General features: G+C 65.5%; 7 protein-coding genes. 6 read left to right on the top strand and 1 reads right to left on the bottom strand.

The genetic code is table 11. The annotated features are described in order from the left end of the window. Positions 1 to 34 precede the first annotated feature (34 nt). Positions 35 to 2,515: a glycoside hydrolase family 95 protein gene (locus tag LRP66_RS13440; protein ID WP_230483110.1), complete on the bottom strand. Its 2,481-nt coding sequence runs from the start codon at positions 2,513 to 2,515 to the stop codon at positions 35 to 37. A gap of 402 nt (positions 2,516 to 2,917) precedes the next feature. On the opposite strand from LRP66_RS13440, the gene LRP66_RS13435 reads away from it, so the two are divergent. From LRP66_RS13435 to LRP66_RS13410, 6 genes are all read left to right on the top strand, one after another. After that, a complete protein-coding gene (locus tag LRP66_RS13435; RefSeq protein ID WP_230483109.1) occupies positions 2,918 to 4,411 on the top strand; it encodes an ATPase domain-containing protein in 1,494 nt (497 codons plus the stop codon). A 71-nt stretch (positions 4,412 to 4,482) separates the two neighbouring features. Then, entirely contained in the window at positions 4,483 to 6,744 is a 2,262-nt protein-coding gene (locus LRP66_RS13430) for an ATP-binding protein (RefSeq protein WP_230483152.1), read from the top strand. Positions 6,745 to 6,989: 245 nt separating this feature from the next. Then, on the top strand, positions 6,990 to 7,865 hold the full coding sequence (locus LRP66_RS13425; protein ID WP_230483108.1) for an SDR family oxidoreductase: 876 nt from the start codon (positions 6,990 to 6,992) through the stop codon (positions 7,863 to 7,865). An 83-nt stretch (positions 7,866 to 7,948) separates the two neighbouring features. Further along, a complete protein-coding gene (locus LRP66_RS13420; protein WP_230483107.1) occupies positions 7,949 to 8,311 on the top strand; it encodes a hypothetical protein in 363 nt (120 codons plus the stop codon). 407 nt (positions 8,312 to 8,718) lie between these two features. After that, positions 8,719 to 11,466: a TonB-dependent receptor gene (locus LRP66_RS13415; protein WP_230483106.1), complete on the top strand. Its 2,748-nt coding sequence runs from the start codon at positions 8,719 to 8,721 to the stop codon at positions 11,464 to 11,466. Between the two features lie 507 nt (positions 11,467 to 11,973). After that, positions 11,974 to 12,204: a YozE family protein gene (locus tag LRP66_RS13410; RefSeq protein ID WP_230483105.1), complete on the top strand. Its 231-nt coding sequence runs from the start codon at positions 11,974 to 11,976 to the stop codon at positions 12,202 to 12,204. Positions 12,205 to 12,438 lie beyond the last annotated feature (234 nt).

The raw sequence follows: 12,438 nt of genomic DNA, 5'->3' as shown, positions 1-12,438 counted from the left end.
GCCGCGCGGTCGGCGATGATGACGGTCGCCGCGCTCAGGCGGCGCCGATGGTCAATGTGATCCGATCCCCCGGTCGGGTGGTGAAGCGCAGGCCGTCGGCCTCGCTCCGTGTCGGTATGGCGGCACCGCCCCGCATCGCGGCGCGCAGGCGACGACCGGCGGGCAGGCGGACCAGCATGTCGCCACCGCGTTCGGACAGCAGCTCCGCCTGCTCCAGGCCCCCCGCCGTCCATCGCTGATCGACGGTCACCCCGCCGCGCGCGCGAAGCCCCCGGACGCTGCCGTCGCGCCAGGCGGGCGGCAGGGCAGGCAGCAGCGCGATCGCACCGTCATGGCTTTGCAGCAGCATTTCCGCGATGGCGGCCGTGATCCCGAAATTGCCGTCGATCTGGAAGATCGGCCCCTTGTTCGACGGGTGGGTGTCGAACAGATTGTCGAGCGTGCTGCCCTTGAAGAAGGCGTCGATCGAGCGGCCCGAGCGCGCCGCATCGCCCATCCGGGCCCAGATGCAGGTTGCCCAGGCGCGGCTCCAGCCGGTCTGCGCGCCGCCATTGTCCTCGCGCCGCTGCATCGAGGTGGCGACCGCCTTGGCCCATTTGGGCGTCCGCCGGGGGGTGAATTCGTCGCCGGGATAGAGCGGATAGAGATGCGAGATATGGCGATGGCCCGGCTCCGCCTCGCCGAATTCCTTCGACCATTCGAGCAACTGGCCCTGGCTGCCGATCCGATAGGGTTCGAGCCGCTCGACCAGGCCGCGTAACCGGGTGGCGAAGGCGGCATCGGTCTTCAACAGCGCGGACGCCGCGATGCAATTGGCGAACAGCTCGCGGATCAGCGCCAGGTCCATCGTGCAGCCCGCGCTGATCGACGCCTTCTTGCCGTCGGGCGCCAGGAATTCGTTCTCGGGCGAGATCGACGGCGCGGTCGTCAACCGCCCGCTCGCCGGATCGGCGACCAGCCAGGCGGCGCAGAACTCGGCCGCGCCGCGCATCAGCGGCCAGGCGCGCTCGCGCAGGAAGGCTAGGTCGCCGCCGAAGCTGTAATGCTGCCACAGATGCTGCATCAGCCAGGGGCCACCCATGGGCCAATTGGCCCAGACCGGGGTCGCGTCGCCCTCTCCCACCGGGTTCGCCATCGCCCAGATGTCGCTGTTGTGATGGAGGCACCAGCCGGGCATCCCGTAATAGCCCTTGGCCACCCGCGCGCCGCGCACCGCCACGCGCTCGATCCAGTCGAACAGCGCGGTGTGGCAATCGGCGAGGTTGGCGACCTCGGCGGGCCAGTAGTTCATCTCGGTATTGATGTTGGTGGTGTGGTTGCTGCTCCAGGGCGGCCGCACCTCGGCATTCCAGATACCCTGGAGATTGGCGGGCTGGCTGCCCGCGCGCGAGCTGGCGATCAACAGATAGCGACCGAAGTGGAAGAGCAGCGCGGCCAGTCCCGGATCGCTGGCGCGCTCGTTGCCCGCGCGCCGCTGCGCGGTCGTGCCCGCCGCCGAACCCGCCAGCGTGAGCTCGGCGCGACGATAGAGCGAGCGGTGGTCCGCGACATGCGCCGCGCGAAGTGCCGCGTAATTCGTGCCCCGCGCCGCCGACAGCGCGGCGAGCGCCTTCGCCTCGATCGCCGCGATCGGCAGGTCGGGCGCCTGATCGAAACGACGAAAGCCGGTGGCGGCGGCGATGCGGATCTCGACGCTGCGCGCGCCGCGCACCGCGATATGGTCGCCCGCCGCGCTCGCCTTCCCGCCCTCGGTCGTCACCTCGGCGATCCCGGCGAACATCATCCCGCGTCCGGCGGCGTCGTCATAGCGGATCGGTTCGGCGACCTGATGATAATTGGGCGCGGCATAGGCCGGCGCCTTGCCGGTCAGGACCAGTCGGTTGCCCTCGACCCGCACCGCCCCCCGCAACAGCGTGGAGAGCGACAGATCGGCATCGATCGTCCCCGCCTCTGCGGTCAGCCGGACGATGACCAGCTGCGCCGGATGCGACACGAACACTTCGCGCCGGTGGCGCGTCCGCCCCGCGACATAGGAGACGTCCACCACCGCCTGATCCAGGTCGAGTTCGCGGCGATAGTCCGCGACCGCGCCGCCGCCCGGCAAGGCGATCACCAGATCGCCGAGCGGCGCATAGCTGTTCGAATAGGGCCCCTGCAGCCGCTTGGCCCGTTCGTCGGCGCCGTGATAATCGCCCGCGAAGACCGCCGCGCGAACGCCAGGCAGCGCGGCGGGCGCGCCCGGCTTGTCATCCGGCGTGGGATAGCCCGACCACAGGCTGTCCTCGTTGAGCGACACGATCTCGCGGTCGGTGCCGCCGCGAACCATCGCGCCGAGGCGTCCGTTGCCCACCGGCAGCCCTTCGACCCAGCGCGTCGCGGGCGCATCGAACCAGAGGCGATGGGAGTCGTCGGCACCGACCGGCTGCGCATGGAGAGGCAATGTCGAAAAGCCGCCCGCAGCCATGGCGAACGCCCCGGCCCCCAGCACGCCGCGTCGGGTCAGATCGACCGCCATCCCTCTCTCCACTTGCTTATATGAGATTCATTATTCGTCGATGATAGTGGACGATTTGACGGGATGACGAAAGAGAGAATTTTTCGTCATGTTTTCGACAGGATGCAGAGCTAGGCGGAGCGGCAGCCATCAACGCAAAGTTGCAAATGAAATGGCGTAACGCCTATGAAATCACACCCGGCCTTTCCCACGCCCCCTCGAAAGGGAGAGAAGGTTGCGCAGACGTGTTCTTTGCCAAGGTAAAGGCCTTCGGCCGGATCGACATTCAGCGTATTCTCCCCTCTCCCCTGGACAGGGGAGCGGAAAGAAGGGTCGGTGCTAGATTGCTGATAATGACGGGTCTTTGTGGGGATGCTACGCTAGGTGCGCATCGATGCCGGACCGGCGGCGAGGATTGGGAGAATGGGTTTGCGTGCTTTCGCGACGGACGATGCGCTGACCGGCACGATTGGCCTTGATGACGTCCTCGCCGGTGGGCTCGAGCGGGCGCGGACGTTCCTGCTGGAGGGAAGCCCGGGCACCGGCAAGACGACGATCGCGCTGCAGTTCCTGGTGACCGGGGCGGCGGCGGACGAACGCTGTCTGTACGTCACGCTGTCCGAGACCGAGGACGAATTGCGCGCCACCGCCACGTCGCACGGATGGGACTTGGCCGGTGTCGAACTCTACGAATTGATTCCGCCGGAAAATCTGCTCGACGACGATCAGCAGCAGAGCCTGCTCTATTCCTCCGACCTCGAACTGGGCGAAACGACGAAGCGCATCTTCGAGGCGTTCGAGCGGGTGATGCCCGACCGCGTCGTCATCGACAGCCTGTCCGAAATCCGCCTGCTCGCGCAGAGTTCGCTGCGCTACCGGCGGCAGATCCTGGCGCTCAAGCATTATTTCGCCAAGAGCGGGGCGACGGTGCTGATGCTCGACGACCTGACCACCGATGCCAATGACAAGACGGTGCACTCGGTCGCGCATGGCGTCATCCGGCTGGAGGAGCTGGCGCCCGAATATGGCGCGGAGCGGCGGCGGCTTCGCGTCATCAAATATCGCGGTCGGCGGTTTCGCGGCGGCTTTCACGACTCGACGATCGAGACGGGCGGCATCCACGTCTATCCGCGCCTGGTCTCGTCCGAGCATCGGACCAGCTTTCCCCGTGACGTGCTGACCACCGGGTCGGCCGAGCTGAACCAGCTGCTCGGCGGCGGCATCGAGCGCGGGTCGAGCGTGCTGGTCCTGGGCCCGACCGGCACGGGCAAGAGCCTGATCGCGTTGACCTTCATCCAGACGGCGGTGGCGCGCGGCGAAAGTGCCGCGATGTTCGTGTTCGACGAGGAGGTCGGGCTCCTGATCCAGCGCGCATCGGGGCTGGGCATCGATCTCCAGGCGATGATCGATGACGGCAAGCTGTTGCTGCAACAGGTCGATGCCGCCGAATTGTCGCCCGGCGAATTCTCCGCGCGGGTCCGCCACTGCGTCGAGCAATATGGCGCCAAGACGGTCGTCGTCGACAGCCTGAACGGCTATCAGGCGGCGATGCCGGGCGAGCAGGCGCTGATCCTCCACCTGCACGAGCTGCTGCAATATCTGAACCGACAGGGGGCGACGACCTTCCTGTCGGTCGCGCAGCACGGACTGGTCGGCGACATGAAGACGCCGGTGGACGTGACCTATCTCGCCGACACCGTGATCCTGCTTCGCTATTTCGAGGCGTTGGGGCAGGTTCGCCGCGCCATCTCCGTCGTGAAGAAGCGCACCGGTCCGCATGAGAACATGATCCGGGAATATCAGATCGGCAGCAGGGGGATCACGCTCGGCGAGCCGCTGGCGAAGTTTCAGGGCGTCTTGCGCGGCGTACCGACGCTCCACGGCGTGAACGACCTGCTGGACGGTCACGAGGCGTGAAGCGGACGACCGTTTCGGAACGCGCGCTCGTCCTCGCGCCACGCGGTCGCGACGCCGCGCTGGCGAGCGCGATGCTGGCCGAGGCGATGCTGGAGACGGCCATTTGCCCCTCGCTACCGCATCTGGTCGCCGAACTGGATCAGGGCGCCGCGCTCGTCGTCGTGACCGAGGAGGCGATCGCGACGGCGGATCTTTCCGCCCTGACGGCCTGGCTGGCCGCGCAGGAGGAATGGTCCGACCTGCCCTTCATCCTCCTGACCAGCCGGGGCGGCGGGCTGGAGCGCAATCCCGCGGCGGCCCGGCATCTCGAGCTGCTGGACAACGTTACCTTTCTCGAGCGTCCTTTCCATCCGACGACGCTGATCAGCATCGTGCGGTCCGCGGTCCGCGCGCGGCGGCGCCAGTATGACGCGCGCGCAAGGCTGATCGCGTTGCAGGACAGCGAGGCGCGTTACCGGACGCTGTTCGAGAATATCGAGGTCGGCTTCTGCATCATCGACATGATCTTCGACGATACGGGCAAGCCGGTCGACTATCGCTTCGTCGAGGCGAACCCGGCCTTCGAGCGGCAGGCCGGGTTCCAGCCCGCCGGTCGCCGCGTCCGCGACGTCGTGCCGGGTCATGAACAGCATTGGTTCGATTTCTACGGAAAGATCGCGACCACCGGCATCGCCGACCGCACCGAGCAAGGCTCCGCCGCGCTCAAGCGGTGGTGGGACGTCCATGCCTTTCGGATCGGGCCGCCCGCCAGCCGCCGGGTCGCCGTGCTGTTCAACGACATCACCGCGCGACGCAAGGCCGAACTGCGGTTGCAGACGATGAACGAGACGCTGGAGGCGCTGGTCGCCGCCCGCTCGGCCGAACGCGACCGACTGTGGAACCTGTCGCAGGACATGCTCGCCCGCGCCGACTATAGCGGGATGATGTCGGCGGTCAGCCCGGCATGGACCTGGGTCCTCGGGTGGAGCACCGAGGAACTGCTGTCGCGCGGCTATGCGACCTTCATGCACCCGGAGGACGAACCGCCGACCCTGGCCGCGATCGCGACGATGGCCCGGACCGGTCGACCGGCCCGGTTCGAAAACCGGATCGCCACCCGCGACGGCGACTGGAAGTCGATCGAATGGACGGTCGCCCCCGAACCGGACGGCGTCAATTTCATCGCCGTCGGCCGTGACCTCAGCCTCGCCAAGGCGCGTGAGGCGGAACTCCAGGCCGCGCAGGAAGCCTTGCGGCAGAGCCAGAAGATGGAGGCGATGGGCAGCCTGACCGGCGGCGTCGCGCATGACTTTAACAATCTGCTCACCCCGATCGTCGGCTCGCTCGACCTGCTCAATCGCAAGGGGCTTGGCTCCGAACGTGAGCAGCGGCTGATCGACGGCGCGCTGCAATCGGCGGAGCGCGCCCGGACGCTGGTCCAGCGGCTCCTGGCCTTTGCGCGCCGCCAGCCGCTCCAGGCGATGGCGGTCGACGTGCCTCAGCTCGTCCGGGGGATGGTCGAACTGATTGGATCGACGCTGGGGCCGACGATCACGCTGGCGCTGGAGGTCGAAGCGGATCTGCCCCCGGCCAAGGCGGATGCCAACCAGCTGGAGATGGCGCTGCTCAACCTGGCGGTGAATGCGCGCGACGCCATGCCCGATGGCGGCACGCTGACCATCGCGGTCACCCGCGCCTCGGTTCAGGACGCAAGGCCCGGCCTGTCGCGCGGCCATTATGTGCGGGTCAGCGTCGGCGACACCGGCATCGGCATGGACGAGCAGACGCGCGCGCGGGCGATCGAGCCCTTTTTCTCGACCAAGGGAATCGGCAAGGGGACCGGCCTCGGCCTGTCGATGGTGCACGGACTGGCCGCACAGCTCGGCGGCGCGCTGACGATCGACAGCGTCGTCGGCCAGGGGACGACCATCGCGCTCTGGCTGCGCATCGGCGACGACCTTCCCGAAGTCGAGCAGCGATCGGCGCAGCCTGTCGGACAGCCGAATATCCTGGGAACGGCGTTGCTGGTCGACGACGAGGATCTCGTCCGCATGAGCACCGCGCATATGCTCTCCGAATTCGGCTACGACGTGGTCGAGGCCGCATCGGGGGAAGCCGCGCTGCAGATGATCCGCGACGGGTTGGCCCCCAATCTGCTGGTGACCGATCACCTGATGCCGGGAATGACCGGCGCCCAACTGGTCGACGCGGTGAAGGCGATCCAGCCGTCGCTGCCCGCGCTGATCGTGTCGGGCTATGCCGAGGCGGAGGGCATCGACCCGACCGTTCCGCGCATGACCAAGCCGTTTCGGAGCAGCGAACTCGCCGAAACGCTTTTCGACATGCTCGCATAGCGTAGCGGAAGCGCCGACCGGCACGCTTCCGTCCCGACGAGCCGCGCCGCCCGGGGGTGATAGAGGAAACCGGACGGCGCGACCTGCGCTGTCGACGGTTGAGCCCCCGCACCGTTCCAATCGGTCGCAAATGCGGATTCATGCGTGGCCACCTGCGCGTCGCCCGATCTGCCCGACGTTGCGCCTTTGTCGGCACGTTATCCCATATGGGCCGTTGGGGGATCTCCGCAGCAGCAGGACATGCCATGACAGACGATCCGCGCACCAGCCAGCCGACCCGCTTTCCCGACGAGCCGCATCAGCCACGTCCGGGGTTGACGACCGCGATGCGGACCAAACCCGATCATGGCGAGGACAGCTATACCGGCAAGGGCCTGCTCGACGGCAAGGTGGCGCTCATCACCGGTGGCGATTCCGGCATCGGTCGCGCCGTGGCGATCGCCTATGCCCGCGAAGGCGCGGATGTCGCCATATCCTATCTGGCCGAGGAGCAGGGCGATGCCGAGGAAACGCGCAGCTGGGTCCAGAAGGCGGGGCGGCGCTGCCTGTTGCTGCCGGGTGACATCCGCGACCGGGACCATTGCGGCGCTCTCGTCGCGCGCACCGTCGCCGAGCTGGGCGGCCTCGACATCCTCGTCAACAATGCCGCGGCCCAGACGATCAACGCGGGCCTGGACAGCATCGACGACGACGAGATGCAGGGCGCCTTCGCGGCCAATGTCTTTGCGATGATCCGCCTCGCCAAGGCCGCCGCGCCAAATATGAAGCCGGGGTCGGCGATCATCAACACGACCAGCGAACAGGCCAAGGTCGCCACCAAGTCGATGATCGTCTACGCCGCGACAAAGGGCGCGATATCGAGCCTGACGGTGGGGCTTTCCAACCTTCTCGCCAGTGACGGGATCCGCGTCAACGCGGTCGCGCCGGGCCCGATCTGGACGCCGATCCAGCCGATCGCCAAGTCTCCGGACGAACTGGAGACGCTCGGCCACGACACGCCGATCGGGCGCGCCGGACAGCCGGGCGAGCTCGCGCCCGCCTATGTCCTGCTCGCCTCGGCGGAGGGCAGCTACATGTCCGGCAACGTCATCGCGGTGACCGGCGGGGTTCCGATTTCCTGATGGTCTCGTGCCCGCGCTAGGCGACGGCCATGCCAGCGTGTACGCGGGCGGTGCGGGCACCGATCACGGGATGGGAGATCGAAATGACTATCGCATTCGAACCATGGGACGGCGTCGCCGTCGGCAAATGGCTCGATCGCCGGATCCACGCCGCCAGGCTCGACCAGGCGGCGGCGGACAGGCGTGGCTATGACGCGCAGGATGATTACGACAAGGCCGCCGCCGAGGAATGGGCCTGCCGCGCGTTGCAGGCCGGCGGCAAGGCGGACGATCAGGCGGCGTTCGCCGCGCATGTGAAGGCGCTGCTCGCGCAGGAGGAATATCGCACGACCGGCATCTATGACGACCGGCGGTTCGACCGGAACGTCCGCGCCACCCTTCGCAAGATCGCGAAGATGACCAAGGCGAATCAGGGCTTTTCGAACATGTTACGGTATCAGGGCTGACCATCCCGCCACCCTGGTCTGACATGGTCCGACTTACGCGGCCGGTCGCCGATGGCCTGCCCTTGCCGACATGCTTCGGCTCCAATGCTCTCATGCTGGCCGGATGGATTCTTGCAGCAAAATCCGGTGCTAAGGCGCACGCTCCATAGTTACCACCGCTCACCCCAAGAGCTCGGCGCACCCCGTCACCCCACGCGCCACGGGCACAAAGTGTTCATGACGCTACCTTAAAATAAGTGATAGAACTGAAATTTGGTAGTGCAATGGATCGCAATTGGTTCACTATCTGTGGAGGGACAGGGCTGGCGGTCGTGAGGAGACCAGCAGCTCGACCCCTTCCGATCTACTAAAATCACCGGCTTTCCAGGCGGTTGAGATCGGAATCCGTTGGAGAGGGGAAATCTGATATGCGCTTGCGCCACGCCATTCTGGTGAGCACTGCACTCGCCTGCCTCACAGAGACCGCCCAGGCTCAGTCCACCGCGCCCGCGACACAAGCCGCGCAGGCGCAGGGTTCGACCGCCCAGGACAACGACATCGTCGTGACCGGCATCCGCAGGAGCCTTCAGGACTCGATCGACACCAAACGCAGCACCAATGCGATCGTCGACGTGATCAGCGCCGAGGACGTCGGCAAGTTTCCCGACACCAATGTCGCCGAGTCCCTGTCGCACCTGCCCGGCGTGACGGTCGACCATTATTTCGGGGAAGGCGAACAAGTCTCGATCGCGGGCACCGAGCCGGCGCTCAACCGCATCCTGATCGACGGCCATTCGGTCGCGTCGGCGAACTGGGGCGGCAATCCCAACGATCGGTCGAGCCGCAGCTTCAACTATTCGCTCCTGTCGCCCGAAATCATCAGCCAGGCGGTGCTCTACAAGACTCCCGAGGCCCGCTTGCAGGAGGGCGCGATCGGCGGAACCGTCGACATCGTCACGCGCAAGCCGCTGGACCTCAAGCCCAATACGCTGACCGCGACGCTGGGCGGCGAATATAATGACAGGTCGAAGCAGGGAAATTTCCGTGGCTCGGCCCTGTATAGCTGGCACAATGAGGCCGACACCTTCGCGATCCTGGGATCGGTCAACTACAATCGCGAGAACCTGTCGCAGGGCGGCGTCGAGGTGTTCGGCTATCTTACCGGCGACCAGTTCGTCGCCAAGGATGCCAATGGCAACACCATCACCGATGCCAGTGGCAATCCCGTGTTGCAGAACCCGAATGCGAAGATCACCGGCGGCACCACCGCCGATCTGCAAAAGGCGAAGCTGCCCGCCTATCTGTCACGCGACGACTTCGACCAAGTCCGCCAGCGTATCGGCTATACCGCCACCGTGCAGTTCCGGCCGACACCCGACCTGACGCTGACCGCCAACGCGATCATGATCCGCGGCAAATATGACAACCTCAACCGGTCGATGTTCAGCTACAACACGCATGGCGATTTGCTCCAGGCGGCGACGGTCAATAACGGCCTCATCACCTCGACGACCTTCGGTGCCAGCGCGGCGCCGGGCGACGAATGGACGGGTGAGGTCGACACCGACTATCGCCGTACCCGCCTGAAGAACGACACCTTTACCGGCTTCTTCGACTGGACGCCGGGCGAATGGAAGGTCAGCGGCAATGGCGGCTACACGCGCGCCAGCGGCGGCAAGAGCCCCGAATATCTGACGAGCTTCTACACGCGCCAGGGTTTCACCGCGAGCGCGGTCGGAAAGGTGACCTCGCTCGACTGGGCCAATCCGGCCAGCGACGCCTCGCAATGGGTCAATTTCTCGCCGAACGACGCCAAGCTCCAGCAGGAGCCCGCAGTGCTCGCCGCGACGAACGGCGCCGGATTCTTCGGCGCGCAGGTCGGCGGCATCACCAACGCCGACCAGACGGTGGACCGCGAACTGTTCGGCCAGCTCGACGTGTCGCGCGATCTGGGCATGGGGCTGTTGCGCAAGATCTCGTTCGGCTTGCGTGGCAACGACCATCACAACCAGCAGACGACCTTTGGCGGCGCCACCTTCGCCAATACGCCAGCCACGCTCGCCAGCTTCAACCCGGGCCTGGTGCCGTCGAGCATCTATGACGGCCTCAACGTCAGTGGCAATGGTACGCCCTATGCCGCGCTGAACGAGGCGGGAGCGATCGCCGCGCTCAATGCGCCGGGCAATCTCAACGTGACGCGGTCGCTCGACACCGGATCCTATTTCAACGTCGCCGAGCGGATCCTGACCGGCTATGTCCAGCTCGACTATCAGGCCGGCAAGTTCCGCGGCAACATCGGTGGCCGGTTCGTGTCGACGCGCGATACCTCGCATTATTACCTGACGTCGGGCAGCCAGACGACACTGGTCACGACGCCCAATACCGACAACCGCTTCCTGCCCGCGTTCAACATAGCCTATGACGCGAGCAGCACGGTGGTGCTGCGCGCCGGTGCGGCGAAGGTCATCGCCAGACCGCGGTTCGAGGATCTGGCAGGCTCGCTAAGCCTCGACGACACCACCCGCACCGGCGGCGGCGGCAATCCGGACCTGAAACCCTATGCGGCGACCAACTTCGGCGCCTCGGTGGAATGGTATTTCGGCAAGCAGAGCTACCTGTCGGGCGAAGTGTTCTATCGCGACATCAGCAACTATATCGGCAACACCAATGTCGAACAGACGATCACCAACCAGTTGACCGGCCGCACGTTGGAATATGCGATCTCCCGGCCGACCAATGGCGGCAAGGCGAGCGTCACCGGCTTCTCGCTGACCGCGCAAGCCAATCTGATCTGGGGTTTCGGCATCCAGTCCAACTATACCTTCGCATCCGCCGACACCGGCATCAACGGACAGGGCCTGCCCTTCCTGTCGCGCGACACCTTCAACATCATCCCGTATTTCGAAAGCGGCCCGTTTTCGGCGCGCGTCAGCTACAATTACCGCTCGAAATATTTCTACCAGTTCGGCCGTCTCCAGTCGGCGGACTATACGGACGCCTATCGGCAGCTCGACTTCTCGGCCTCGTACAATATCAACGCGCATTTCCGCCTGACCGCGACCGCGTCGAACCTGCTCGACGAGACCTATTACCAATATAGCGACACGCCGAGCGCACCGACCGCGATCTACAAGAACGGCCGCGTCTTCTCGCTGACCGGCACGGCCCGCTTCTAGGGCCGATCGACATTCAACTATGCCTGTCCTTCCCTGGGGAGAATAAGCTGAATGTCGATCCGGCCCAAGGCCATGTCGCGCCGGTAGCGGCGCGCGAACACGTCAGGCATGTGACGGAGAACAGGGGTTCCGGGAATCCCTGTTCTCTTCAGTTCATCGGAAACCTCGCAACGCTGCGACGAGGCCGGCCGAACACGCGCGACGGCGCGGGTTCCGTTGGCCGATCAACGGGATGACGCTGTGGAGAAGGTCGCTTTCGCAGACCAGTTGGCGGAGCGGGAGCCCGCCACAAGAGGCGTAAAAAACCCGACTTTTCTGCCGTTTTTAGGAAAACCCTTACGCGCAGTACCCCGAATTATACCCCAACCACATTTTTGGATGCCGGTGCGGGATTCTAACCTTCGCGATCCTACCCGATTGTCCGCCACGGTCCCAGCCCAAACCATTCCCAGAACAAATAGAGAACGCTATATTGGCGCCACACCCGATTCGCAGAGGAGCGACAATATGTCCTTCACCTCAACTATCGCGCGATCCGAAACCTTCGGAGAATGGCTGCTCGTGCAGGTCGATCGCCATGGCCCGATCGGCGACCTGGTCAAAGCCGCGAAGGCCGATCGCGCGTTCCCGCGCACCGGATCACCGGACGATGTCCGCAAGCACCTGAATAAGATGCAGGCAGACGGTGGCATGTTCGAAGCCGTCGACGACGCGGAAACGGACTGGCTATGCTACTGAGCGTTGTGTCGACGGACGACAACGTCGTCCCCTTCCCTCGCGAAGGCTTTCGCATCGGCCAGCAGCATTGCCGCTGCCCTGGCCCTGAATCCCACCTCATGTGCTTCCGCTTGATTGGACATGATGGCGAACACCAGTTTGCCGACTGGCGGGGATGCTGAGTAGCCCCTAGATTTCTGGACGCCTCGGGTCCTAATTTTGAGGACAGGAGGCGACGATGGGGAAACCCAATTT

Origin of the sequence: Sphingomonas sp. Leaf21 (assembly GCF_916858675.1) — a bacterium.
Lineage (GTDB): Bacteria > Pseudomonadota > Alphaproteobacteria > Sphingomonadales > Sphingomonadaceae > Sphingomonas.
The sequence above is the reverse complement of the archived record's forward strand: the minus strand, read 5'-3'. Positions and strand labels throughout refer to the sequence as shown.